We start from the raw sequence: 25,018 nt of genomic DNA on the forward strand, positions 1-25,018 counted from the left end.
GTTGTTCCGGGTTTTTGTTTAGAAGTTTTTTAAACCACGAAGACACGAAGGACACGAAGCTGCACGAAGAAACCTCTTGGTGTTACTTGCTACCCTTCGTGTCTTCGTAGTTCCATTCTGCTCCACCAAAATTCAGCACATGAGACTCCTCCTTTTTTCCACCGCATTAGTGGCGGGCATTACTGCCGCTGCGCAAACCAAACCTTCTTCGGCCACCTTCGGTATGCTGGAAGCCCGCTGGCTGGGGCCCGGCACCATGAGTGGCCGCATCACTGCCATCGATGGGTCCGCACAGGACGGCAAAACCATTTATGTGGGCACCGCCGGCGGCGGCATCTGGAAAACCACCAACGCAGGCGCATCGTTTAAACCCATTTTTGATAAATACTGCCAAAGCATTGGCGCACTAGCCATTGACCAGCAAAACCCCAAAGTGATTTATGCCGGCACCGGCGAAAGCAATATGCGCAACTCGGTAAGCATCGGCAACGGCCTGTACAAAAGCACGGATGGCGGTGAAAACTGGACGCTGCTGGGCCTCGACAGCACCGAGCATATTGCCAAAGTGGTGATCGACCCCGCCAACCCCAACACGATCTATGTAGCGGCGCCGGGCCCGTTGTGGCACAGCAGTCCCCACCGCGGTTTGTACAAAAGCACCGACGGCGGTAAAACATGGGAGAAAAGCCTGTTCATATCAGCCGATGCTGGTTGTGCCGACGTGTCGGTTGATCCCAAAAACCCGCAGACGGTTTATGCCACTACCTGGGAGTTCAGGCGTACGCCGTATTCGTTTAGCAGCGGCGGCAAAGGCAGCGGCATTTATAAAAGCACCGATGGTGGCAAAACATGGAAAGAATTAAACAAGGGACTTCCGCCCAAACCCTTTGGCCGCACGGCTTTGGCGCTGGCGCCATCGGCACCATCCAACCTGCTGGCTATCGTAGAAAATAAAGAAACAGGTCTCTATATTTCTGCCGATGGCGGCGAAACATGGAAGCAGCAAAGCGCCACATTTAATGTAACGGCGCGGCCATTTTATTTCAGCACACTGGTAGTTGATCCCAAAGATCCGAAGCGGGTGTATCGTCCGGCGTATTCGTTTGCTTATTCCGACGACGGCGGTTTTTCATTTGCCGAAGCTTCATCGGAAGGCGGCTGGGTGCACAGCGATCATCATGCACTTTGGATCGACCCGGTTAATACCAACAAATTGTACTTGGGCACCGATGGCGGTGTGTACCTGAGCCTCGACCGCGGTGTCACCTGGCAGTTTTTTGGCAATTTGCCCGTAGGGCAATTTTACCATGTGGCTGTAGATAACCAGCAGCCCTACCGCATCTACGGCGGCTTGCAGGACAATGGCAGCTGGGTGGCGCCTTCGGCTTTTCCGGGTGGTGTGGGCAACGGCAACTGGACGGCCATTTATGGCGGCGATGGATTTTGGACCATTCCCGATCCGATCGATCCTAAAATTGCCTATGCCGAATACCAGGGCGGTAATATGGCCCGCATCAACCTGGCTACGTTAAAATCGGTAACCATCAAGCCCACTGCAGGCCCCGGCGATGAAAAGCTGCGCTGGAACTGGAATACACCCATAGCTACCGGAGTGGCCAATCCGCGCAACCTGTATGCTGGCGCACAGTACCTGTTTAAAAGTGTAGACAAGGGCGCTAACTGGGTACGCATTTCTCCCGACCTAACGACCAACGATAAGCGAAAACAAGACCAGGAAGCAAGCGGCGGTATTTCGGCTGATAACACTTCTGCCGAAAACCATTGCACCATTTTTACCATTGCCGAATCGCCGCTGGATGAAGCGATGATTTGGGTGGGTACCGATGATGGTAACCTTCAGGTAACAAAGGATGGCGGAAAAACATGGACCAATATTTCGAAGGCCGTTGCTGCTGCAGGTGTGCCGGCGCAAACATGGGTCAGTTCCATCGAGCCATCGCGTTTTGATAAAAATTGGGTGTACGCCACCTTCGACAACCACATGTATGGCGATCATAAAACCTATGGCGCTGTATCGAAGGATGGAGGCAAAACATGGACGATGTGGCAAAGCAGCGAGTTTGCCGGTTTTGCACATAAAATAAAAGAAGACCTCAAGAACCGCGACCTCCTTTTTATGGGCACCGAAATGGGATTGTTTGCCACGCTGGATGGCGGCGCCAATTGGTTTCGCATGAAAAACAAAATTCCCGATTACACGCTGGTACGCGATATACAAATTCATCCACGCACCAACGACCTGGTGCTGGGCACGCATGGCCGCGGTGTGATTGTGGTGGACGACATCAGCCCCATGCGGGAGCTGACGCCCCAGATCTTGGAAAAAGAAGTGCACATATTTGCCACGCCGGCACTGCCCATCAATATGGGTAGTTTGGGTGCTGCAGGCTTCCCGTCAACCGGCGGGTGGAACGGTGGTAACCCGCCCAACATCCAGCCATTGCAGTATTATCTGAAAGACCGCCTGATGAGCGGCGATGTGAAGATTGATATTTTGGACAGTACAGGTAAACTGGTGCAAACCATTCCGGGTGGCAAGCGCAAAGGCGTGAACAAAGTGTACTGGAACCTGCGCATGAACCCGCCGAAAGTGGCTGCTGGCGGCACCAAGATCGATGCTTCTGGTTTTACTGCCCCGATGGTGTTGCCGGGCACTTATACCATGCGCCTGAAAGTGGGTGAAAGGGAGTACACGCAAAACCTGACGCTGCTGCACGACGATGCCAACCCGGATTTTACCCCAGCCGACCGCAAGGCGCAATATAAAACAGCGATGGAACTGTACGCGATGCAGGAAGAATTGGCGCGAACTGTGGAAACCATCAATACGCGGCAGGCGCAATTGAAAGCGCTGGTAGCAAAAGAGGGCGATGCTAAGGCCAAAAAAGCATTGCAAGGCTACCACGATGAATTGGAAACGCTGCGCAGCACGCTATTGGCCACACAGCAAAAAAGCATTTTTGCCGATGAAGTGCGCTTACGGGAACGGATAACCGAAGTATATACCGCGGTAGCCGGGCAAGAAGCTGCGCCATCGAACTTGCAGGTACAAAGTGCGGCGATGCTGCGCAAGGATGTAGATAAAGCGGCTGCTGATTTAATAAACATTGCCAAAAAACACAGCGCAGTGGCGCAGCGGCTTTCCCAGCCCGATACGGCGCCCAAACCTGCGGTGAAGACTTTTTAGAGTCTGCTGCGGTTGGTGTTTATTGTTTAAAATGTTCCCTACGTTTAATATTGTTCAACACGTTCAATGTTATTGTTGCAAGAGCCGGCGTTCAGCCGGCTTTTGCCGTCATTGCGAGGCGCTGCGGGATTGTATTTATTGGTTGTGTCCAGTGTGCCGAAGCAATCTCCGGCTAAAAACTACATTGGTCAGTGTAATGCGGTAATTGGAAAAGGAGATTGCTTCGGCGCCAACAATGCATTTACTTATAAAGTCACTGCTGCGCCTCGCAATGACGGAACGGCGCAATAGTTTAAGCAAGGAACTAACGCAGCGTTCAGTTATCGAATATAGCAGTTGCACTTTTTGCAGGAACAAAAAAGCAAAAGTCTAAGCCAACATCAGTTGCCCATTACAAAATCCCCATCCCTTCGTACATTCCAATCCTATTTAACACCACATGAGCAAAACGATCTTGTTTCTTCTCTTATGCGCCAGCATGATGGCCGGTGCACAAAAACCTGCAACCACTGCAAACACCAACAATGAGCCGGTGTACACTGCCCTCAAATACCGGCAGGTAGGCCCGTTCCGCGGTGGCCGCAGTGCTGCGGTTGCAGGCAGCTACACCCAGCGCAATACTTTTTATTTTGGCGCCACCGGTGGCGGCGTTTGGAAAACAACCGATGCCGGCACTACCTGGAAAAACATTTCCGACGGCTATTTTGGTGGCACCATTGGCGCCGTTGCCGTTGCCCCTTCCGATGAAAATGTGCTCTATGTTGGCGAAGGCGAACATACCGTTCGGGGCAATGTAAGCGAAGGCCTTGGCGGCATGTGGCGGTCGGAAGATGGCGGCCGGACCTGGAAAAATATTGGCCTGAAAGATGGCCGGCACATCATCCGCATCGTGGTGCATCCACGCGATCCCAACACGGTGTGGGCTGCAGTGCTGGGGCACTTGTTTGGCCCCAACGAAACGCGTGGCGTTTATAAAACTACTGACGGTGGTAAAACATGGAAACGTACGCTTTTTGTAAACGGGCAAACAGGCGCTAGCGAACTGGTGATGGAGCCCGGCAACCCGCAGGTATGGTATGCCGGCACCTGGCGCATTTTGCGTACACCTTACAGCCTCGAAAGCGGCGGCGAAGGCAGTGGCCTTTGGAAAAGTGTGGATGGCGGCGAAACCTGGAAGAACATCACGGCCAGTAAAGGCTTACCCCGCGGCGTGTGGGGTATTGTAGGTGTGGCCGTAGCGCCATCCAACCCCGACCGCGTATATGCATTGGTTGAAAATGCAGCGGGCGGGCTGTTTTCGTCGGCCGATGGCGGCACCACCTGGTCGCTGGTTTCATCGGATAACAACATCCGCCAACGAGCCTGGTATTATACCAAGGTTTTTGTTGATCCTAAAAACGAACAAACAGTATATGCACCCAACGTGGGCTTTATGCGCAGCCGTGATGGTGGCAAAACATTTCAGTCGATACGTACGCCACACTCCGATCACCACGACCTGTGGATCGACCCGCAAGATGGCAACCGGATGATAGTGGCCGACGATGGCGGCGCACAGGTTTCGTTCAATGGCGGTGATAGCTGGAGTACCATGATGAACCAGCCCACGGCGCAGTTGTACCGCGTTAGCACCGACAATGCATTTCCTTACCGCATACTGGCTGCGCAGCAAGACAACAGCACCCTGCGTATTCGCCACCGCAGCACCGGCGCAGCCATCACCGAAAGCGACTGGGAAGAAACGGCAGGTTCAGAAAGCGGTTATGTAGTGGCCGACCCACTGAATCCTGATATTGTGTACGGCGGCAACTATGGCGGTTATCTTTCGCGGCTCGATCACCGCACCGGCGAGAACCGCGCCATCAACGTGTGGCCCGACAACCCGATGGGCGCCGGCGCCGATGTACTGAAATACCGGTTTCAATGGAATTTTCCCATCTTTTTTTCGCCGCACAATCCAAAGAAATTATACACGGCGGGCAACCACCTTTTTGCCACCGAAAATGAAGGCGCCAGCTGGACCGAACTTTCGCCTGACCTGACCACCAATGATAAAAGCAAACAGGGCCCTAGCGGTGGCCCCATCACCAAAGACAATACTTCGGTGGAATACTACAGCACCATTTTTACCGCAATGGAATCGCCGTATGAGCAGGACCTGCTGTGGACCGGGTCGGACGATGGACTGATTCATGTAAGCCGCGATGGCGGTAAGGCTTGGGAAAATGTAACGCCGAAAGGCGCACCCAAATGGATGATGTGGAACAGCCTTGATGCCGACCCATTTAAGAAAGGCGCATTGTATGCTGTGGGCACCCGCTACAAGTTGAACGACTTTACGCCCTATATCTACAAAACCGAAGATTATGGCAAAAGTTGGAAACTGATCACGGCTGGTATAGACAAAATGCATTTTACCCGCGTGGCCCGTGCCGATGCCAAGCGCCCCGGCCTGCTATATGCCGGCACCGAGTACGGCATGTACATCAGCTTCAACGATGGCGCATCGTGGCAGCCGTTTCAATTGAACCTGCCGGTTACACCCATCACTGATTTGACCATTAAAGAAAATGACCTGATTGTAGGCACGCAGGGCCGCTCCATCTGGATACTCGACGACCTGGGGCTGGTGCAGCAAACAGCGCCTGGCATTGCTAACAAAGCCCTGCACGTGTTTGCGCCGAAAGAGGTGTATCGTATGGCGGGCAACACCTTCCGGCAAAACTTTGGCACCCCCACTAATGCCGGTACCAACCCGCCGGGCGGCGCCTTGTTTTATTACCATGTAAAAGAAGCCCCTGATTCGTTGAAAGCTTCGGTTACGATTATGGACGGCGAAGGCAAAACCATCCGCACTTACAGCACCGACGCAAAAGAAGAAAGCGCCAAATTGGACGTTCGCCAGGGCATCAACCGTTTTGCCTGGAACCTGCAATACCCCGAGGTAGAACGCATTGACGGCATGATTCTGTGGAATGGTGTGCCGGGTGCCATACTGGCCCCTCCGGGAAAATACACGGCCCGTTTTCGTGCCGGCAAGGACTCGGCCGATATGCCTTTTGTAGTAAAAGCCAACCCCAATTACAAAACAACTGACGCCGATTACGCAGCCCAATTTAAGTTCCTTTGGTCGGTGCGGGAAAAATTCAACCAGACGCAAAAGGCCATCCGCGACATCCGTGCCCTGCGCAGCCAGATCAATGAATTTGCCAGCCGCAATGCAAAAGACGCCGCTGCAGCGCCCATCAAGGCCATGGGCGACAGCATCAATAAAAAACTCACGGCCATTGAAGAAGCATTGTATCAAACCAAGGCCAAAAGCACACAGGATGTGCTCAACTATCCAATCCGGCTGAATGATAAGCTGGGCGGGCTGTTTGATGTAGCCAACAGCGGACACACGGCGCCCAGCCAGCAGGTGCAGCAGGTGTATGCCGAACTGGCGCGGCAGGTGGATGCAGAACTAGCCAAGCTGGAAGCGATTAATAAAACGGATGTGCCCGCACTGAATGCCCTGATCCGCCAAAGTACCCTGCCGGTGATTGGGCTGAAAGAATAGCGCAGCAAAATATCGAACAAGGAATAAAGAACAGATGAAGGACGAAGTGGGATGCATGTTTGCTTCCAATAATCCAAAAATCAATCATTGCTAATTATTGGATTATTAATTATTGGCTGTTTCCTTCTGCGGTTCAGCGTTCCTTGTTCCTTGTTCGATATTCTTTCCCAACTTCCTCTGTTCCTTGTTCCTCTGTTCATCTGTTCGCTATTCTTTCCCACAGCATCCCTATATTTGTTGGTAACACCCTTAGCATGAAGTGTCTGATTATTGATGATAACAAGGTAGCCCGTCTTGCCATGCGCCAGCTTGTGGGGCAGGTACAGTCGCTGCAGCTGGTGGCCGAGTGCAGCGATGCGCTGGAGGCTTACAACCACCTGAGCAAGGAACACATCGATCTGCTGCTGCTCGACATTGAAATGCCTGAAATGACCGGTATTGAACTCACCAAACAGCTGCCTGCCAACATTCGCCCCCTCATTATTTTTACTACCGCCAAAACCGATTATGCCGTAGAGGCTTTTGAATTAAGCGTGGTAGATTACCTGGTAAAACCCGTGGCGCTGCCGCGTTTTTTGCAGGCCATTGAGCGGGCCAAAGAAGCCCTCGACAGCAACCGCCAGGATGTGCGCATCGATGGGCAGGAATTTGTTTTTGTAAAAGACAATGGCATCCTCAAAAAGCTCAATGTAGAAGACATCCTTTACCTGGAAGCAATGGGCGATTATGTAAAAGTGCACACGGCGCAAAAATTTCATGTGCTGCATTCCACGCTGAAGGCCATTGAAGAAAAACTGCCCACCAGTAAGTTTTTGCGGGTACACCGCAGCTATATTGTTGCCCTCAACAAAATCGATTACATACAGGAAGGCACCATTTACATTGGCAAGGCCTCGGTGCCGCTGGCCGAAACCTATAAAGTAATGATGAACAAACGCCTGAACATGTTGTAGGCCGTTGCAGTATCGTTGCTGTTGCACGTTCCTGCATTTGCTTTTTTAATACGTAAATAAAGGGTGTCCTGTTATGGGGCACCTTTTATTTTGTGCCCGCCCAAAGCATAAACAGCACAAAAATTGCGGTTACACATCGCCCAAAAGGCGTGCTGTTGCCCCTGCCGGTTTTTTGCTGCCCGTGCCGGTTGCAGCGGCTGTGGCCAACCGGTTTTTTCCACCGTTGCAAATGCCCCCTTCACCGAAGCGATTTTAGCATTAACCTAAATGTACCCCCTTGGGCAGCCCCTTGTTTTTACATTTGCTGCAATGGTAAAATCTGGTGTTTGTAATCAATTTTTGCCCACCACCAACGCGAAGCCTAGCTACGTACTTATGTCCAGAAAACGAATTATTTTATTTCTTGTGTCCATCCTGCTGCTCATCGCTTCGGAGTACCTGCTCCTGAGCGAACTGATGGCGGAGGCCAACATGCTGCCGGTGCTGGTAAGTGGCAGCGTGTTGCTGGCCAGCGTATTCTTCGTGGTGCGCTTTTATAAAGAGTGGCGCGAATCGCTGAAATAAACCAAGCTGCTATCTTTCTTGCTGCGGCTCCTTAGGCTGCCTTTCTTTTTACTTTTGCTGCATTTTTAGCTCCGTTATTTTTTGTTGTTGCAACAGTTTTTCGTGCTGTTTGCTTGCTCCATTTTCAAATGATGCATCAATACATACGCAGCATTTATTTTATATGATGCTTGCGTTGTGCAGCGATATTTTTTTTATTTGCCAAACGAGTTGTGTAAATAAAAACTTGAGGTCTGTTTTTTGTATTTTAGGTTTTCTTAACCATGAGGAACAGGCAATTCATTAGCATAGCACTGGCTGGGTTTCTGATTGGCGTTGTATTGATCGTTTTATTGCAGGTGCTGTCGGGGCAAAATATTAAACGCCTCATTGATGGCAACAACAACCTGCAGCAGGAGTTGCACATCCGGAACGAACTTCGTCAGATTCAAACCACCATCGTCACACTGGAAAGTGATGTGCGGGGTGCTGTTATTTCCGGCGACGGTGTTTTTGTCAACAACATCACCGCTAGCCTGGCCCGCCTCGATACACAGCTTGTTTCCATTGAACGCCTCCTGGGCATACCCGGCACCGAGCGGGAAGTGCAACGCCTCGACTACCTGGTACGCCAAAAAATTGCATTCAACAACCAGATTCTGGACGCCCTGGCCAAGGGCGGTACCAATGCCGGCGCCGACCTGGTAAATACCGGCCGCGGCCGCCTGCTGCGCGATAGCATTGTAACGGTGCTCAATTACCTCGACAACGCCCGGCAGGCCCGGTCCAAAGGCATCATCAGCAATTTTGAGGCAAGTGGTAAAAAGGCATTCAGCTGGGGCCTGGCGCTGGCCATTATTGCCTGTGCGGTGGTGGTGGCTGCATTTTTATACATCGTAAGCCAAAGCCAGCACCAGCGTAAAGTGATCGAATCGCTCAACGAATCGGAGCGGCGCATCAAAGAGGCGGCTTATCTGAAAGAGCAGTTCATCACCAACATGAGCCACGAGATCCGCACACCCATGAACGCCATCATCGGGTTTACCAACCTGCTGCGCCGCAGCCAGCTCGATGCCACCCAACGCGAATACGTACAAAACATCCACTCGGCCGGCGACAACCTGCTGGCGCTGGTCAACGATATACTCGACCTCTCGAAGATAGAAGCGGGGATGATGCACCTTGAAGAAACCCGTTTTTCCATACGCAGTTTGGCTGCATCGGTGGCTGCCATGTTTATGGATAAAATGGAAGAAAAAGGGCTGCGTTTTTATTCCGAGATCGATGAAGATGTTCCGGACATCCTGGCCGGCGATGCGGTGCGCCTCACGCAGGTGCTGGTCAACCTGTTGGGCAATGCCGTGAAATTTACCCGCACCGGCAGCATTTGGCTAAAAGTGCAGTTGCGCCAGCAAAATGATGATAAGGTGGACCTGCTCATAATGGTGCAGGATACCGGCATCGGCATTTCTCCCGAAAAGCAACAAACCATTTTCAACCGCTTTCAGCAAGCCGAGGCCGATACCACGCGGCGTTATGGCGGCACGGGCCTGGGGCTTTCCATTGTAAAACAACTGGTGGAGCTGCAGGGCGGATCGGTGGAGGTAGAGAGCCAGCAGGGCGCTGGCACCACGTTTACCGTAGGCATTGGTTACCGTATTCCGGATATTTCGGAAGTGGAATCGGCAGGGCTGGTATCGGATGTGCCCTGGGTGGCGCCGGAGCAACTGCACCTGCTGGTGGCCGAAGACAACCTGATGAACCAGCAACTGATGCGCCACCTGATGCGCAACTGGGGTTTTCATTGCACCATTGTATCAAACGGGTTGCAGGCGGTGGAGCAGTTGCGGCAAAAAAGGTTTTTGCTGGTACTGATGGATATTCAGATGCCGGAGATGGATGGCTACGTGGCTACGTCGGTGATTCGCACCGAGCTGGGTATGGATGTGCCCATCATTGCCATGACGGCCCACGCCATGATTGGCGAAAAAGAAAAATGCCTGCAGCTGGGCATGAACGACTACCTATCGAAGCCCATTAAAGAAAACGAATTGTACAACCTGATAGCCCGGTATGCGCAGGCAACGGCTATAAGGGAACAAGAGCAAGCCGGCAACAATGGTGATGGGCACAGCCATTCATTTTCCATATTAAACCTCGATTACCTGCGCCAGCTTTCGGGCGGCGATGAGGCGTTTGAAAAAGAAATGATGGCGCAGTTTGCCACACAGGTACCCGACGAGTTGCAGCAACTGCAGCAGGCCTTTGCAGCGGGCAATATGTCGCAATTAAAATCGGTGGCGCATACGCTGAAATCTACACTCGGGTACATGGGCTTGTCCGACCTGGTGCGGCACCACCTCGATGGCATTGAGCATGCAGCACGTGATGGCCGCACCGAAGGCGTAGGCGAACAAATTGCCGCCGTGACCGATGTGGCGCAGCAGGCACTGGCCGAATTGAACGACCACCTGAACCGGTAACACACCGGCTGATTCCCAAATAAATTCTATCCATTTTTTACTGCCGGGCTGTTGCGGCTGCAGGTGCATTTATGGCTGTTGTTTGTAGTGGCAAAAGCCTGTAATGCCCATCAATAAAGGGTTGCAGCAGATGCTTTAGTTGGTAGAATATTAACTTCATCGACCAAAATGACCTTTTCGCCGAAAGGAAAAGGGTAGGTGCGTTGGCGCGACTTACTTTTACATTGTCAACGATCAAATAGATAATCTGACTTCTATATACAGATAAACGACTTGGTTTCGTATGGTTAAGGGTGAAGCCCTGCTATTCTTAGCGGGGCACTTTTTTTTCCAAAAAAACTTATTCCAATTTTTTGCTGCCACAGGCCTTTGGTCGGGGAGCAATGTCCTAATCTAAAACCGCATCCTGTTTCTACAGGATGCTTTCCTTAAGGTTTCGCCTTGCATTTCTTTCATTTTCTTTTTCCTTGTTGCTTTTGATTATTTGCCTGTAAATAACTGCATCAGTTTATAGCCTTTCTTCTTCGTGTTTCTTCTTCCCTTTGTGCCTTAGTGGTTCAAACCCAAACCTAATTGCAACAGCTAACCCGCTGCCTGCTTACTTTTGCGCCATGCGCATTGATATCATTTCTGTTTTGCCCGAACTGCTGGAAAGCCCGCTGAACCACTCCATAATGAAGCGTGCCCAAACAAAGGGCTTGCTGGAGGTGCAGGTGCACCACCTGCGGCAGTGGGCGGTGAACGAATACGGGCAGGTAGACGACTATCAATATGGCGGCGGCGCCGGGATGGTAATGATGTGTGAGCCGCTGGCAAAAGCGCTGGACCAATTGATGGCCGAACGAACTTACGATGCCATTATTTACCTCACACCGGACGGCGTTACACTGAGCCAGGGCATTGCCAACCAGATGTCGTTAAAGGAAAATCTCATCATGATCTGCGGGCATTATAAAGGCATAGATGAACGTATCCGGCAGCATTACATTACGCATGAAATTTCTATTGGCGATTATGTGCTGAGTGGTGGCGAGTTGGCCGCTGCGGTGCTGGTGGATGCCATTGGGCGGCTGTTGCCCGGCGTGCTCAACGATGAAACTTCTGCTTTGTTCGATTCGTTCCAAGACGGTTTGCTGGCGCCGCCGGTGTACACCCGCCCAGCCGATTTCCGTGGCTGGAAAGTACCCGACATTTTACTGAGCGGCGATCCTAAAAAAATAGAAGAATGGCGCTACGAACAGGCGCTGCAACGCACCAAAGACCGCCGGCCCGATTTGCTGGACGAAGAATGAGGAGATTGACGATTTACGATTTTGGATTTCGGATTTACGATTGTGGTTGCCTAGTTTTATCATCAATGAATTTAAAAATGGCGCAATGAAAAAGATTTGCCTACTCATTCTTCTGATGATTTTTTCTGGAGTTATAGTGGCACAAAAAGACCAGCAAGCTATTCAGGCAACAATTGTTGGATTTTTCAACGGTTTATCACTGCTTAATGCCGATACATTACGCTATTATACTACAGCGGATTTCGAATTATTGGAAGACGGCGAGCAATGGACCATGGACACGCTGTTGAACAAGATGGCGCCCATGAAAGGCTCAAACGTAATTCGTATCAATAGCTTCAACTTTTTAACGACCAGGATACATGGTAATACTGCGTGGGTTAGCTATGACAATACAGCCGATTATCAGCTTGGTGAAAAACGGCAGCAAGTAAGATGGTTAGAGAGTGCAGTTCTTGTAAAAAACAAGGACAGGTGGATCATTCAACTGCTTCATTCAACAAAGAAGAACTAGTGTGCACATAAGTTATGCTGCTGGAGCGATGCATTCCTACAACGTTGTTGATAGTAAAGTGCTTGTTGCACCGCTCATTTGTTTTGTTATTTAATTACGATCATAAACTGTTGAACGTTGTAAACATTCAACCCATCACATTTGCCTTTCAATCGTACGATCCAATATCGTCAATCGTAAATTTCAAATGTTGTATAAAACAGAAACGCCCCTGGAAAGGGGCGTCGTACATTGAAACGAAAACCAACGATTAAGCAATTACACTTGCTCCTGGTCCATGCGTCGCTTGAGGCCCATTACCTTGTAGGCAAAAAGCAGCGTTGCAATCAACAGAGTACCCAAGGCCAGATAGGTCAGGAGGAGGCCATAATTATCGGTGGCAATTGACAGGTAACTGGGGCGTTGTGCAGGTTCGGCTTCTGCTGGCGCCTTGGCAGCCGTGGCTGCGGTTTCTTTTTCGGTTTTTATATAGGCAACTACGTTCTTAATATTTTCTTCGGTCAGATCCGGATGATCAGGCATCGGGATCTTGTTGAATTTTTCAAACAGCGCCACCGCATCTTTATCGCCGGCCTTCACCATTTTTTGCGACGATTGCACAAAGCTTACAATCCAATCCATCGAACGCCGCTCATCTACACCGCCCAGTGCGGGGCCGGTCAGTACTTTAGTTACGCTGTGGCATCCTGCACACCGGGTAGAGAAAATGCTTTTTCCTTCTTCAACCGGCGGCGTGGCCCATGCAGTAATCGAGGCAAACAGTACAAGTAAAAAAGTAAGGCGTTTCGAGTTCATGTTGCTTAGCGTTAGTGGCTTGTTTCTGATGCAAATTTGTACTGCGCCGCGCTGTTAAAAACTTACTAATGGCAGGCATGGGGATGATTTTTATCAGGCAGCTGCGAAAGTGGAAGAATTTGTAGGTAATAGTTTGGTGAAGTCAAAAGGCAAAATTCAAAAGGCAAAAATGAGCGTATTTGCAGGCGTGGTGGCGCTTGATTATACAGTGTTTGGTTCTATAAAAAGTAGTGGTTCTTTGATGTTGGCAGGAAAATATTTATGCGCAAACGTTATTCTTTTAGATGTAATTAAGCTGGAAATACGTTGGCTCAAAACATTGTGCTGCGATTTAAAATCGAAACTGGTAATAGCACCAGTTGTATTTAAACAAAGAGATGCTGAGCAAAAGGTTCTATTTACAATTCGTTTGTAAAAAACACGCCGCAAAAATTTGAAGCGGACACAAATCCTAACATTACAATCAACTCCATTTACAAATGAATGAATGGGGATAGCCCATTCCTGTTGGTAGCGCATCAACTTTGAATTATCATGGTTGGCGTAGCCCAGCCCTGTGCACTGCGCCAAACTGCAATCACTCTTATAATATCCTCAGTCCATTTCAATGCCAGCTTTTCCATGATGGTGTACAACAGGTTTTTTGCAAATAAAAAACGCAAGCTCACTGCAAATCTACTAACACAGTGGTGCATAAACAATCATCATTCGCCATCAAAACATTTCATCTCCCAACCCTATTTCCACCCACCTGAGCAAAGTCAGTAAAATAATAAAAGTATACAAATACTTTTATTGCCTCAAAACACAGAAAAATATGCCTGTACTGGAAACCCCCACTAATACCGGGATCTATATCCTCAACGTAACCGAACTGGAACCACGCCTGAAGCACCCCACTATTTTCGGACATTTCGATACGCTGGATGCCGGCGATGCCTTCCAGATTCTGAACGACCACGACCCCAAGCCCCTGTACTATCAAATGATTGCAGAGCGGGGCAACATTTTTACCTGGAACTACCACGAACAAGGCCCGCAGCGCTGGATTGTAGAGATCCGCAAAAATGCACCGGGCGAAACCGTAGGTGAGCTGGCTGCAAAAGACGTACGCAAGGCCGAAGTGTTTAAAAAATACGGCATTGATTTTTGCTGCGGCGGCAAAAAATCGCTGGCACAGGCATGTGCTGAAGCAGGTGTAAGCGAAGCTGAAGTAACAGCAGCATTGGACAATGCAGAAAAGGCGCCGGTAAGCGTTGCTGCCACCGCACAATTCAACCGCTGGGATGCCGATTTCCTCGCCGATTATATCTACAACCAGCACCACAATTATTACTACGAAGAAGGGCCGGTGATCACCGACCTGGTGGTAAAAGTGGCAGCCCGCCACGGCGATCATGCACCGGAATTAAAAACGGTAGCCTCCATCTGGAAGCAAATTGTATCGGAGTTGAATACGCATTTTATGAAGGAAGAACGCATCCTGTTTCCATTCATTAAAGCAATGGTAACAGCAAAGAAAACCGGTGACTACAGCCAGCTGAATGCCTTTCCTTCCGTAACCGAACCCGTGCAGGTAATGGAAGCCGATCATGAAGCGGCCGGCGAACTGCTGGCAGGCCTGCGCAAATTGACCAACGGATTTACACCGCCCGAAGGTGCCTGCAATTCGTTTGCGCTGTTGTATAAAAAACTGGCCGATTTTGAAGCCGATCTGCACCAGCATATCCACCTTGAAAACAACATACTTTTTCCAAAAGCGCTGCAATTGGATAAAGCGCTCAAGGGCGCCAGCAACTGATTTGTGCTGCTGCCCTGTGCTTTCCTTTTCTTTGTGTGGTGCCCGGGTGTACATGTGCACCCGGGCTTTTTTGGAGCTATGAGTAGCGAGCCGTGAGTTACGAGCCGATACAATACAACAGTCCATGTGGCATGGCATAGCATCTTTACCCGCAACTCTTAGCTTACAACGCGCAACTGTCTCCTGTCAACTGTCAACTCACAACCCACACATCGCAGCTATATTCCCTATTTTCACCCTATGCTTTCTACTTCCTGCAAATATGCTTTGCGTGCCGCGGTGCTGCTGATGAAAGTAGCACCCGAGGGACGCCGCCTGGGCATTCATGATGTGGCCGAGGGCATAGAGGCCAACGAACATACCACGGGAAAAATATTGCAGCAACTGGTTCGTGAAGGTTTGATCTGTTCGGCAAAAGGCCCGCATGGCGGCTTTTATATCCCGTTAAATGCAGCGCCCCTGCCGCTGATTGATATTGTGCGGGTGATTGATGGCGTACATTTTTTCTTTGATTGCGGGTTGGGTCTAAAAGAGTGTTCCGAAAGCAAGCCATGTCCCATTCATCACCAGTACAAAGCGGCACGGCAGGCATTGCACCAACAGTTTTCTACCATCACGGTACAACAGTTAGCACAGGACCTTTCCCTTGGCAAAGCATTTTTAAAACGATGAACAAAGCACTGCTCGTTCTGCCCCTGATTTTCTTCTCATTGCTGTTAGCCATCTGGACCGGTTGGCTCCGCATTGGCTGGTCGCTGCCCATAACCAATGCAGCCGCACAACACGGTGCGTTGATGGTATCTTCATTTTTAGCAACGCTTATTTTCCTGGAACGGGCCGTCACCTTTCGGCGAAAATGGGTGTTGCTGCTGCCGGTGATCAATGGTTTGAGCGTGGTATTTTTTTTACTGCAACAACCGCTCATTGCACAACTGTTGCTGGTAGCCGGAGCGGCGGGCTTCATGGCCATGTGCACCTATTTTGTGTGGCGCTACGGCGAGTTGTATTACTATGTTTTTCTGGCTGGTGCGTTTGCATTACTGGGTGGCAACGTCATTGTTTACAAAACTCATTTCTATCCCAACGCGGTCAACTGGTGGATGGCCTTTTTGCTGTTCACCATCGTTGCAGAGCGGCTTGAGTTGAGCCGTTTTCTCAACATAACGGCATTCATGCGCAATGCATTGCTGGCTGCTTTGGTGCTGGTGCTGCTTTCCCTTTTTGTGCCGTTTCATGGGTGGGGCCGGGCCGTATTTGCAGCAGGCATTACGGGCACTGCACTGTGGCTGTTGCGTTACGATATGGCTTGGAAATCGGTGCGCATCAGGGGGCAGCATCGCTATTCTGCGCTGCTCCTCATCACCGGTTATTTTTGGCTGCCTACTACTGCAATTTTGTTGGTGGTCAATAGCAGCAACCCATTTTTATACGATGCGGCATTGCACTCTTTTTTCATCGGCTTCGTGTTTTCCATGATCTTTTCACATGCACCCATCATTTTGCCTGCAGTATTAAAGCTGCCGGTAAAATTATTCCGGCCACAATTGTATTTATTGTTTGTGTTGCTGCAGGCATCCCTGCTGTTGCGCATTGTCGGTGATGTAGCGCAGCAAGTACATTTGCGCCGTTGGGGTGGCTTGTTGAATGGCGTGGTGATTCTGCTCTTTTTTATTGCAGTGATCATTATTGTGCGGCAGGAGTTGCGCCGCCGGGGAGTAAAACTTGGCGTTGCTCCAAAATAAAAACGCCCTGCACCGGGCAACTGTTGCAGGGCAACATCGCGGTGTACAGGGCATTTTGTTTGGCAAAAAAAGCTAGCTGTTTTGTCTATGCAAAACCCAGCACTTTTCTTGCTTCGTCCGACATTTTTTCCTTGCTCCAACGGGGTTCGTACACGATGTCTACATGAACCGCCGATACGCCCATCGCTTCACCCACCACAGATTTCACTTCTTCCGGAATAAATGCGGCAGCAGGGCAGGTAGCAGTTGTGAGGGTCATTAAAATATACACTTCACTGCCCAAGATTTTCAGGTCGTAAATCAGTCCCAAGTCGTAAATGTTCACCGGGATTTCGGGGTCGTACACTTTTTTGATTTGCGCAACAATGCTATCCTGAGTAATCATAGATGAAATGTTTTAGAATAAACCCGGCATGGTGCCTGGGCCGATAAAATTTGAATGTTGAAATGGTACATGATGCCTTGCTCGGCCTCAACTAAGGCTTGCAATAGTTTGCACCTGCATGCGCCTTTCGTTCCATATAAAATTCGGGGTATGTTGTAGCAGTAAAGTTGATGTGCGTCATTATGTGCATATGATGTTGGTCTGTTTTTGTTGTTTTTTCATAAACGTTCAACACAACATTTGCCCTGATTTTATATTGACCATTATCACCCACCGGTTTGACGCGGCTGGCCACCATTGCGGCTTTCATTGTGGAACTTTGGGCCATGTTGCTCCGGAAACGAAAACCTGTTACGCCACTGGCAGCCCGCTATTTTGCTGCACCACAATTGCCGGTGATGCAGTTGGCTGCAAACCTTGTTCGCTGGACGCTGTTCAATCTTATTTTGGTGGCTTTGTTGGGATTGCTGCTGCGTGCAGTGCCGCTGTTACCCAATTTTCCGTTGCAATACAAAAACCTTTTGCACGGCCATTCGCATGCCGCATTTGGTGGCTGGATCATTCCGCTTTTATTGGCGCTAATGCTGCAAACATTTCCGCAACTGGCAGCTGCTGTAGCCTATCGGCATTGGCGCAATATCGCAAGCATGTTGTTGGTTGCTGCATATGGCATGCTGCTTTCGTTTCCGGTGCAGGGTTATGGTGCGGTGAGTATTGCCTTTTCCACGCTTTCATTGGCTGCTGTTTGTTACCTCGCTGTGGTGGTGTGTAAAGCTTTGTCCCGGTTGCCGCATCATACGGCGTATGGTTTTTTAAAATGGGGTTTGTTATATGGTGTGCTTGCTGCATTGGGGCCGTTGGCCACGGGGCCCATTATTGCAATGGGGTACCAGGGTTCGCCGCTTTATTACAACGCCATTTATTTTTACCTGCATTTTACCTACAACGGGTTGTTTGTTTTTGCAGTGCTGGCCCTATGGTATGGCAACAGGTCGCAAGTGCAAAATAGCAATGGCGATAAAGTGCTCCTTTTACTCAACGCTGCATGCATCCCGGCTTATGCACTTTCCCTATTGTGGAACAAGCCGCCGTTGCTGTTGCATGTGGTTGGCGGCATAGCTGGTTTGCTGCAGTTAGCAGCAGTGTACTACTTGTTGCGCGATGCAGCATGGATAGCCCGGGCAAAAGGCTGGGTGCGGATATTGTTGGTGTTGGCGCTGGCTTCCTTTGTGTTGAAAAATGTGTTGCAGGCGCTGTCGGCATTGCCCGCAGTGGCGGCACAGGCCGCACTGCATCGCAACCTGGTAATTGCTTATTTACACCTGGTGTTGGTTGGGTTTGTAAGCCTTGCCTTGATTGCACAGGTATTGCGCCTGTTTGCATTAACAATCAACCGTACGCTTTCATTTGGCTTGTGGTTGTTTATTGCATCGTTTGCTGCAACTGAACTGTTGCTGGCCGCCAATGGACTGGGTGCTTTTGTGCCATATCAATTACAACTGCTTGCAGCTTTGGTGTTGGGCATGTTGTTGGGTGCAGGCATTTTGTGGCGGCATGCGCAACCTTTTGCTGCAATACAAAATCGTGTGACAAATGCAATAGTTGCATAGCCTTTTTGCAGCAAAAAATTAGTTTTTACCTTACCGGTAAATGCCATTGTATGCCCGCTGCCTTTGATGCACATCAAGAGTATGTTTTAGAAAATAGCGCCGCGCTGCTGCGGCCTATGCAGCAAAGTGATTACGACCTGCTCCTGCCTTTTGCTTTAAACGAACCGGATTTGTGGCGCTACTCGCTGGTGCAGGCCGCTGGCGCCGACGGGCTGCGGCATTACATGCAACTGGCCCTCGATGCACGTACGCAAGGCCGCGAATATCCCTTTATTGTTTTTGATAAAGTGCAAAAAAAATGGGCGGGCAGCACCCGGTTTTATGATATTCAGCCGGCGCAGCAAACGCTGCAGCTGGGCTACACCTGGTATGGCAAAGCGCACCAAGGCACGGGGCTGAACAAGCATTGCAAATACCTGTTGCTGCAGGCCGCATTTGAGCAGTGGGGCATGGAGCGGGTCGAGTTCCGTGCCGATGCAGAAAACAGCCGCAGCCTGGCGGCGATGAAAAGCATTGGCTGTACCATGGAAGGTGTTTTGCGCAGCAATGGCCTGCGCCCCGATGGCACCCGCCGCAACAGCGCTGTGCTGAGTATTTTAAAAGAAGAATGGACGAACAGCGTAAAAGGAATGCTGTTGGAAAAAATTGGCCGCACCGTTGCACTATGATGCTGTTGGTGCCATTGTAACAAATGCAGTTGTAAAAAAGCTGTTGCAAATCCTTTCATAATCCTGCGCATCACCGGTTCCGTTTACCTTTGCAACATGCCCCCACAGCGCCACATAGCCCACTTCGACCTGGATGCATTTTTTGTATCGGTGGAGGTGTTGAAAAACCCTGCGCTGAAGGGTAAGCCGCTGATTGTAGGCGGCAACGGCCAACGCGGTATTGTGGCCGCCTGTTCGTACGAAGCCCGCAAATTTGGCATCCACAGCGCCATGCCTTCGGCCACTGCCAAACGCCTTTGTCCCGAAGCCATTTTCATCTCTGGCAGCCGTGGCGATTACAGTCATTATTCGCGTGTGGTTACCGGCATCATTTCCGACGCAGTGCCGCTTTTTGAAAAAGCTTCCATCGACGAATTTTACTGCGACCTCACGGGCATGGACCGCTTTTTTGGCGCCAGCCAATACACCCGCGAACTGCGGGAGAAGATCATTCGGGAAACCGGCCTGCCTATTTCATACGGATTGAGCACTTCTAAACTGGTGAGCAAAATGGCCACCAGCGAAGCCAAGCCCAATGGTTTTCTGGAAATACCCGCAGGCAAGGAAACGGCGTTTTTGTGGCCCATGACGGTGGATAAAATTCCAATGGTGGGCAAGCAAACCGAAATGCAACTCCGCAGCATCGGCATCAACACCATTGCACAAATTGCACAACGCGGCCCCGATGCGCTGGAGCGGGAACTAGGTAAATGGGGGCGCAGGCTGTGGGAAAAATCGATGGGGATAGATGATAACCCGGTGGAGGGCTGGAGCGAACAAAAGTCGCTGTCGCATGAAACAACTTTTGATGCCGACAGCAGCGATGGGCAGTTTTTGCACACCGAACTATTGAAGCTGACGGAGCGGAATGCTTATGATTTGCGGCGCGATGAAAAGCTAACAGGATGTGTAACCGTAAAAATCAGGTATTCGGATTTTACCACTGTTTCAAAACAGGAAGTAATGGAATACACCGCACTGGACGATGTGCTGCTGGCGCGGGTCAAAGCCTTGTTCGCAAAGCTGTACCGCCGTGGCGAAAAAGTGCGGTTGCTGGGTGTAAGGTTTAGCCACCTGATACCGATGACGATGCAGATGAACTTATTTGACAGGCCCGAAGAAAAGCTGGAATTGTATAAAACGGTAGATGACCTGAAAGCCCGTTTTGGCAGCGCCATGATTACCAAGGCTGGCGCATTGAAAGGTAGAAAAGAGGAGTAGGACGCTTACTGGTCAGGCCACTAGTAAGGGTACTAACCAGCTAAATGCATCTGCAAGTGGCCAGACCAGTACGCTAACTCCCTATCTTTAACCGCTTATTTATTTGTTCACATTAACGATTGATTTTTTATGCAACAAACCTGGAAAGAGTATCAGGAACAAAATAAAGACCGCTTTCTGCAGGAACTGCTGGAGCTGCTCCGCATCCCTTCTATTTCTGCAAAAACCGAGAATAATGCCGACATGCAGCAATGCGCCGAAGCAGTGGCCCAGCGCCTGCGCGATGCCGGTGCCGACCGTGCCGAGGTAATGCCCACCGCCGGCCACCCGGTAGTGTACGGAGAAAAGATCATTGATCCATCTAAACCCACCGTGTTGGTGTATGGCCATTACGATGTGCAGCCTGCCGATCCGCTGGAACTGTGGAACAGCGGCCCTTTTGAGCCGGTGATCAAAGACGGTAAAATATATGCCCGTGGCTCGGCCGATGACAAGGGCCAGTTTTATATGCATGTAAAAGCATTTGAAACGATGGTGCAAACCGGCACGCAGGTTACCAACATCAAGTTTTTGATTGAGGGCGAAGAGGAAGTAGGATCGCCTAACCTGGAGCAGTTTATTGCCGATAACAAAGAGTTGCTCCGTTGCGATGTGATACTGATTTCCGACACCGCTATGCTGTCGCTGGAAAACCCTTCGATGGATGTAGGCGTTCGCGGACTGGCATACATACAGGTGGAAGTTACGGGGCCCAACCGCGACCTGCACAGCGGTGTGTATGGCGGTGCCGTTGCCAACCCGGCTACCATTCTGGCAAAAATGATTGCTTCCTGCCACGATGAGAACAATCATATTGTCATTCCCGGCTTTTATGATGATGTGGTGGAAGCGACCCCCGAAGAGCGGGAACTGATGGCCCGTGCACCATATGATGAAGCGGAGTATAAAAAGGATCTGGGTGTGCAGGAATTGTGGGGCGAAAAAAGTTTTACCACCAACGAACGTACCGGCATCAGGCCCACACTGGAAGTAAACGGCATGTGGAGCGGCTACACCGGCGAAGGTGCTAAAACAGTGCTACCTTCAAAAGCATTTGCCAAAATATCGGCGCGGCTGGTGCCCAATCAATCTTCGGAAAAGATCACGCAAATGATGCTGGAATATTTCCGCAGCATTGCGCCGGCATCGGTTACGGTAAATGCCTACAACCTGCACGGTGGCGAAGCGTACATGACGCCGCTCGACAGCAAAGGCTACCAGGCTGCAGCTAAGGCCATTAAAGAAACATTTGGCAAAGATCCCATCCCGGTGCGGGGTGGCGGCTCCATTCCTATTTGTGCTATTTTGGAAAAAGAGCTGGGTGTAAAAATCATCTTCATGGGCTTTGGCCTCGATAGCGATAACCTGCATTCGCCCAACGAAAAGTTTAACCTCGATAACTATTACAAAGGCATCGAAACCATCCCGCATTTTCACCGCTATTTTGCCGAAGGCTAAAAAACCGGCGCATTAAAATATCTTGGAAGACGGGGCATTTGCTCCGTCTTTTTTATTTTTAATGCATGCAGAAAAACGAAGTGTTGCAACTCATAGATGAAAAGCTGGCGCAACTGCAGGAAGCAGAAAAAAGGAATAAATGGAATGAACGCTTAAGCTTTGGCGTGCACTTGCAGGCTTACCGGCAATCGCCTTTTATGGAAGCGTTTCTAAAGAAGCGAAAGCATCTGCAACGGGAAATCTTGTTGACCAGTTTTGGGATTCCAATGATGTTCTATCTATTGGATTCCAAATTCTATGATCAGTTGCAAGAAAACTTTTTGAAAGCAGCAGTTTTTCTTTTGGTCAACACTATTTTTTGGGGATTGGTTTTACGCTTTGCATTTATCCGGGCAGTAGCACTTCACACCAACAATGCCCAACATGAAGTAAAGAAAATGATGCTGACCGACCTGCGCCAAAAGATCGAACAGTTGGAATGCAAGCCGGAAATGGCATAAATGCTATGCACGGTTGCAGCGTTATTGAAATCCTTTTGCCGTAGCGCAGAAATTAGTGGCGCTTCCACATAAACTGTATTTGAGTGTATTAAAGAAAATCTGTTCGTGATGTCAGCTTGTACTATTGCCGGCCGCTGTGAGTAGTATTCCCAATTTTGATTTATTGTAAAATACCGGAGCTCGTCGGCGTTAAGGAATTCAGGTACTTGATTTCGTAAATCATTTTGGTCTGAATTGGCTTGCCGTTGAATTTAGCAGGAGTCCAATTGTTCGTACTTTTTGAAAGTTGTTTTGAAACAGCAGCATCGAAGCCAGCTGAAATTCCATTGTGTACGATTATATTTTCAACTTTTCCTTCTTCTGTTACAATGAAGGTTGCTAAGAAATAACTTGCTTTCTTAATGTTGTAGCCTTCCAAATCTTTTTGCACATAATCTTTAAACGAACCGTTCCCTTTGTATCGCGGTGTGATAAAACTATTTGCCCTAAATAATGGCCTATTATCATATTGTCCAATCGAATCGAGGTGTTCTGCTTTGTTACTTAAATATTCTTCTGATAAAAACTTGAAGCGGCGGAAACCATCTAAAGCAATCGTCAGTGCTGTGTCATTAAGCACCTCAATTTTATAGGTATCGAAGCCCAATGTCAAATCGTTTCCACTTTTCGACCATGGCTGTGTGTAATCATTCCAGCCCGGGTAAAAGCTTATGTTCAAATGTGACTTAGCGAACGAATACCTTGTGTAAAGCGTATCTGGCGCTATTGCCTTGTCTGATAAATTTTCAACAGATGTTTTAATCCAATTTCGCAATAATGATTTTGAGTTTTGCGCAAATGATTCAGTTGATAGAAAAGTCAAAAAAATAACAATTGATGTTGTTCTCATAAGGGTTTTGGTTAACTTCTTTTTGTTTGGTAGTTAGGCGTCGTGTAAAATTCCTTACAGCTTTCGCAATCCACCGCGCCATTATTTCACAGGCATTACTTTTATCTTGCCGTTCCATGCATTAGGCATGCGGCCTGCTTCCGGCACTTTTTTTATTTCCATTGCATTGGGTATGGCTGCAATGCCGCGGGTGTCGGGCACAATACAGGGCATGCCGTCCTGTGGCAGTATTATTATCCCTTTGTGGCCGGGTGCCACCACTGCTATATTCGGTATTTTCCCCAGCGCTGAAGTATCTGTTAGCTTTTGCAGGTAACTCTGGGCCCGCTCTTGCAGTACTTGCTGGTTGATGATGGTTTCTTGTGCCTGCGCGGCGCGGCCCAGCAGCATACAGGCAAACAGTGGGCAATTTTGTTCATACCGTTAATTTGGTCCATTAAATATAGGCAACACATTTTGTAGAAAAGCTACAGGTGTCAGATTGGGGTTCCGTAAATGCAGCCGGTGCATCGCTCCGGCCTATTTTTAACAAGCAGTGATCTATGTCTTATGTGCAGGAGTGGACTAATTTTGCCCAATGGCGGAAAAAGAAAAATTGCGCATTGATAAATACCTCTGGGCCATACGCCTGTTTAAAACCCGCACCCTGGCTGCGGCTGCCTGCGATACCGGTAAGGTAAAGCAAAACGGCACGTCGGTAAAAGCGGCTAAAAGCGTGGCTGTGGGCGATGAGTATGAAGTAAAAACCGAAGCCCGTAAATGGGTGATTAAAGTAACGGGCCTGCTGCACAACCGCCAGGCGTATAGCGAAGCCATCAAGTACTACCTCGACATGACGCCGGAGGAAGAACTGGACGTAACCAAGTTTACTGCCCCATCATTTCATACCGGCAAGCGGCAAAGCAAAATTGGCCGCCCCACGAAAAAACAACGTCGCGAACTGGATGGCTTTATGGGCGATGATGAAGCGGATGGCGTGGGTGAATGATCGTGTTACGGCAGTAAGGAAAAGCACATCATCCACGGATAGTGTTAGTAAAAATCAGATGCCCGGTTCATGGTTGAATATCCGTTTGTAGCACATCATCACGATGGTATTAAATCCTATCAATGACAGCCTAGAAGTTGGGCTGTCATTGCTTTTAGGCTTTTTTTATTGGTCCCTATTTGCAGGCATAAAATTGCAAGTAAATATGCATGCGTTGGACAGATTTGAAGACTTGGATTGAATGAGAACAGTGCGAAATTGTTGGTGTTCTATATGCCATTGATAAGCACTCCATAAAACGCTTCTGGCCCGGAAGCAGTAACTTCAAGCT

Annotated in this window: 21 protein-coding genes; 17 read left to right on the top strand and 4 right to left on the bottom strand. The window is 49.5% G+C overall.

Annotation, left to right across the window (positions count from 1 at the left end):
• Positions 1–139 precede the first annotated feature (139 nt).
• From DRJ53_RS14310 to DRJ53_RS14345, 7 genes are all read left to right on the top strand, one after another.
• Positions 140–3,208 (top strand): VPS10 domain-containing protein, encoded by a 3,069-nt coding sequence (locus tag DRJ53_RS14310; RefSeq protein WP_114236336.1) that lies wholly within the window; start codon positions 140–142, stop codon positions 3,206–3,208.
• A gap of 439 nt (positions 3,209–3,647) precedes the next feature.
• Positions 3,648–6,767: a WD40/YVTN/BNR-like repeat-containing protein gene (locus tag DRJ53_RS14315; protein WP_114236337.1), complete on the top strand. Its 3,120-nt coding sequence runs from the start codon at positions 3,648–3,650 to the stop codon at positions 6,765–6,767.
• Between the two features lie 254 nt (positions 6,768–7,021).
• On the top strand, positions 7,022–7,720 hold the full coding sequence (locus DRJ53_RS14320) for a LytR/AlgR family response regulator transcription factor (RefSeq protein WP_114236338.1): 699 nt from the start codon (positions 7,022–7,024) through the stop codon (positions 7,718–7,720).
• A 375-nt stretch (positions 7,721–8,095) separates the two neighbouring features.
• Positions 8,096–8,284, top strand: a complete 189-nt coding sequence (locus DRJ53_RS14330; protein ID WP_114236340.1) for a hypothetical protein — start codon at positions 8,096–8,098, stop codon at positions 8,282–8,284.
• Positions 8,285–8,547: 263 nt separating this feature from the next.
• The gene (locus tag DRJ53_RS14335) at positions 8,548–10,746 is read left to right on the top strand and encodes an ATP-binding protein (protein ID WP_114236341.1); all 2,199 of its coding nucleotides are present in this window, start codon (positions 8,548–8,550) and stop codon (positions 10,744–10,746) included.
• Between the two features lie 611 nt (positions 10,747–11,357).
• On the top strand, positions 11,358–12,038 hold the full coding sequence (gene trmD / locus DRJ53_RS14340) for a tRNA (guanosine(37)-N1)-methyltransferase TrmD (protein ID WP_114236342.1): 681 nt from the start codon (positions 11,358–11,360) through the stop codon (positions 12,036–12,038).
• An 85-nt stretch (positions 12,039–12,123) separates the two neighbouring features.
• On the top strand, positions 12,124–12,552 hold the full coding sequence (locus tag DRJ53_RS14345) for a DUF4440 domain-containing protein (protein ID WP_123893580.1): 429 nt from the start codon (positions 12,124–12,126) through the stop codon (positions 12,550–12,552).
• Between the two features lie 258 nt (positions 12,553–12,810).
• Here the strand turns inward: DRJ53_RS14345 and DRJ53_RS14350 are convergent, their stop codons facing one another.
• Positions 12,811–13,347: a c-type cytochrome gene (locus DRJ53_RS14350; protein ID WP_114236344.1), complete on the bottom strand. Its 537-nt coding sequence runs from the start codon at positions 13,345–13,347 to the stop codon at positions 12,811–12,813.
• A gap of 109 nt (positions 13,348–13,456) precedes the next feature.
• On the opposite strand from DRJ53_RS14350, the gene DRJ53_RS14355 reads away from it, so the two are divergent.
• The 4 genes from DRJ53_RS14355 to DRJ53_RS14370 all read left to right on the top strand — a co-directional run bounded on the left by DRJ53_RS14355 (position 13,457) and on the right by DRJ53_RS14370 (position 16,890).
• Positions 13,457–13,762 (top strand): hypothetical protein, encoded by a 306-nt coding sequence (locus DRJ53_RS14355; RefSeq protein WP_114236345.1) that lies wholly within the window; start codon positions 13,457–13,459, stop codon positions 13,760–13,762.
• 402 nt (positions 13,763–14,164) lie between these two features.
• The gene (gene ric, locus DRJ53_RS14360) at positions 14,165–15,148 is read left to right on the top strand and encodes an iron-sulfur cluster repair di-iron protein (protein WP_114236346.1); all 984 of its coding nucleotides are present in this window, start codon (positions 14,165–14,167) and stop codon (positions 15,146–15,148) included.
• 240 nt (positions 15,149–15,388) lie between these two features.
• Positions 15,389–15,820: an RrF2 family transcriptional regulator gene (locus DRJ53_RS14365; protein ID WP_114236347.1), complete on the top strand. Its 432-nt coding sequence runs from the start codon at positions 15,389–15,391 to the stop codon at positions 15,818–15,820.
• Positions 15,817–16,890, top strand: a complete 1,074-nt coding sequence (locus DRJ53_RS14370) for a hypothetical protein (protein ID WP_114236348.1) — start codon at positions 15,817–15,819, stop codon at positions 16,888–16,890. Before DRJ53_RS14365 ends, DRJ53_RS14370 begins: the two co-directional genes overlap by 4 nt.
• A gap of 85 nt (positions 16,891–16,975) precedes the next feature.
• On the opposite strand, the gene DRJ53_RS14375 is transcribed toward DRJ53_RS14370, so the two are convergent.
• Positions 16,976–17,275 carry a metal-sulfur cluster assembly factor gene (locus tag DRJ53_RS14375; RefSeq protein ID WP_114236349.1) on the bottom strand — a complete coding sequence of 100 codons (300 nt, stop codon included), beginning with the start codon at positions 17,273–17,275 and terminating at the stop codon, positions 16,976–16,978.
• Positions 17,276–17,553: 278 nt separating this feature from the next.
• Here DRJ53_RS14375 and DRJ53_RS14380 point away from each other — a divergent pair, with 278 nt between their 5' ends.
• From DRJ53_RS14380 to DRJ53_RS14400, 5 genes are all read left to right on the top strand, one after another.
• Positions 17,554–18,885 (top strand): hypothetical protein, encoded by a 1,332-nt coding sequence (locus DRJ53_RS14380; protein ID WP_114236350.1) that lies wholly within the window; start codon positions 17,554–17,556, stop codon positions 18,883–18,885.
• Positions 18,886–18,935: 50 nt separating this feature from the next.
• A complete protein-coding gene (locus DRJ53_RS14385; protein ID WP_114236351.1) occupies positions 18,936–19,553 on the top strand; it encodes a GNAT family N-acetyltransferase in 618 nt (205 codons plus the stop codon).
• A 96-nt stretch (positions 19,554–19,649) separates the two neighbouring features.
• The gene (gene dinB / locus DRJ53_RS14390) at positions 19,650–20,813 is read left to right on the top strand and encodes a DNA polymerase IV (protein WP_114236352.1); all 1,164 of its coding nucleotides are present in this window, start codon (positions 19,650–19,652) and stop codon (positions 20,811–20,813) included.
• Between the two features lie 129 nt (positions 20,814–20,942).
• Positions 20,943–22,310 (top strand): dipeptidase, encoded by a 1,368-nt coding sequence (locus tag DRJ53_RS14395; RefSeq protein WP_114236353.1) that lies wholly within the window; start codon positions 20,943–20,945, stop codon positions 22,308–22,310.
• 197 nt (positions 22,311–22,507) lie between these two features.
• Positions 22,508–22,810 (top strand): hypothetical protein, encoded by a 303-nt coding sequence (locus tag DRJ53_RS14400; protein ID WP_123893582.1) that lies wholly within the window; start codon positions 22,508–22,510, stop codon positions 22,808–22,810.
• 160 nt (positions 22,811–22,970) lie between these two features.
• On the opposite strand, the gene DRJ53_RS14405 is transcribed toward DRJ53_RS14400, so the two are convergent.
• Both DRJ53_RS14405 and DRJ53_RS14410 read right to left on the bottom strand, forming a co-directional pair.
• Positions 22,971–23,699: an energy transducer TonB gene (locus tag DRJ53_RS14405; protein WP_114236355.1), complete on the bottom strand. Its 729-nt coding sequence runs from the start codon at positions 23,697–23,699 to the stop codon at positions 22,971–22,973.
• An 81-nt stretch (positions 23,700–23,780) separates the two neighbouring features.
• Positions 23,781–24,089, bottom strand: a complete 309-nt coding sequence (locus DRJ53_RS14410) for a hypothetical protein (RefSeq protein WP_114236356.1) — start codon at positions 24,087–24,089, stop codon at positions 23,781–23,783.
• Between the two features lie 187 nt (positions 24,090–24,276).
• On the opposite strand from DRJ53_RS14410, the gene DRJ53_RS14415 reads away from it, so the two are divergent.
• Positions 24,277–24,687, top strand: coding sequence for an RNA-binding S4 domain-containing protein (locus DRJ53_RS14415; RefSeq protein WP_114236357.1), 411 nt, complete (start codon positions 24,277–24,279; stop codon positions 24,685–24,687).
• The last annotated feature ends 331 nt before the right edge of the window (positions 24,688–25,018 follow it).

The sequence above is a fragment of the Paracnuella aquatica genome (assembly GCF_003332885.2).
GTDB lineage: Bacteria > Bacteroidota > Bacteroidia > Chitinophagales > Chitinophagaceae > Flavisolibacter > Flavisolibacter aquaticus.

Bases quoted from the DNA above. Each gene is read 5' to 3' on its own strand.
- DRJ53_RS14365 (WP_114236347.1), top strand. From the start codon at position 15,389: ATGCTTTCTACTTCCTGCAAATATGCTTTGCGTGCCGCGGTGCTGCTG.
- DRJ53_RS14410 (WP_114236356.1), bottom strand. From the start codon at position 24,089: ATGCTGCTGGGCCGCGCCGCGCAGGCACAAGAAACCATCATCAACCAG.
- DRJ53_RS14315 (WP_114236337.1), top strand. From the start codon at position 3,648: ATGAGCAAAACGATCTTGTTTCTTCTCTTATGCGCCAGCATGATGGCC.
- trmD (WP_114236342.1), top strand. From the start codon at position 11,358: ATGCGCATTGATATCATTTCTGTTTTGCCCGAACTGCTGGAAAGCCCG.
- DRJ53_RS14415 (WP_114236357.1), top strand. From the start codon at position 24,277: ATGGCGGAAAAAGAAAAATTGCGCATTGATAAATACCTCTGGGCCATA.
- DRJ53_RS14375 (WP_114236349.1), bottom strand. From the start codon at position 17,275: ATGATTACTCAGGATAGCATTGTTGCGCAAATCAAAAAAGTGTACGAC.
- DRJ53_RS14350 (WP_114236344.1), bottom strand. From the start codon at position 13,347: ATGAACTCGAAACGCCTTACTTTTTTACTTGTACTGTTTGCCTCGATT.
- DRJ53_RS14395 (WP_114236353.1), top strand. From the start codon at position 20,943: ATGCAACAAACCTGGAAAGAGTATCAGGAACAAAATAAAGACCGCTTT.
- DRJ53_RS14310 (WP_114236336.1), top strand. From the start codon at position 140: ATGAGACTCCTCCTTTTTTCCACCGCATTAGTGGCGGGCATTACTGCC.
- dinB (WP_114236352.1), top strand. From the start codon at position 19,650: ATGCCCCCACAGCGCCACATAGCCCACTTCGACCTGGATGCATTTTTT.
- DRJ53_RS14320 (WP_114236338.1), top strand. From the start codon at position 7,022: ATGAAGTGTCTGATTATTGATGATAACAAGGTAGCCCGTCTTGCCATG.
- DRJ53_RS14385 (WP_114236351.1), top strand. From the start codon at position 18,936: ATGCCCGCTGCCTTTGATGCACATCAAGAGTATGTTTTAGAAAATAGC.
- DRJ53_RS14405 (WP_114236355.1), bottom strand. From the start codon at position 23,699: ATGAGAACAACATCAATTGTTATTTTTTTGACTTTTCTATCAACTGAA.
- DRJ53_RS14370 (WP_114236348.1), top strand. From the start codon at position 15,817: ATGAACAAAGCACTGCTCGTTCTGCCCCTGATTTTCTTCTCATTGCTG.
- ric (WP_114236346.1), top strand. From the start codon at position 14,165: ATGCCTGTACTGGAAACCCCCACTAATACCGGGATCTATATCCTCAAC.
- DRJ53_RS14345 (WP_123893580.1), top strand. From the start codon at position 12,124: ATGAAAAAGATTTGCCTACTCATTCTTCTGATGATTTTTTCTGGAGTT.
- DRJ53_RS14400 (WP_123893582.1), top strand. From the start codon at position 22,508: ATGGAAGCGTTTCTAAAGAAGCGAAAGCATCTGCAACGGGAAATCTTG.
- DRJ53_RS14335 (WP_114236341.1), top strand. From the start codon at position 8,548: ATGAGGAACAGGCAATTCATTAGCATAGCACTGGCTGGGTTTCTGATT.
- DRJ53_RS14330 (WP_114236340.1), top strand. From the start codon at position 8,096: ATGTCCAGAAAACGAATTATTTTATTTCTTGTGTCCATCCTGCTGCTC.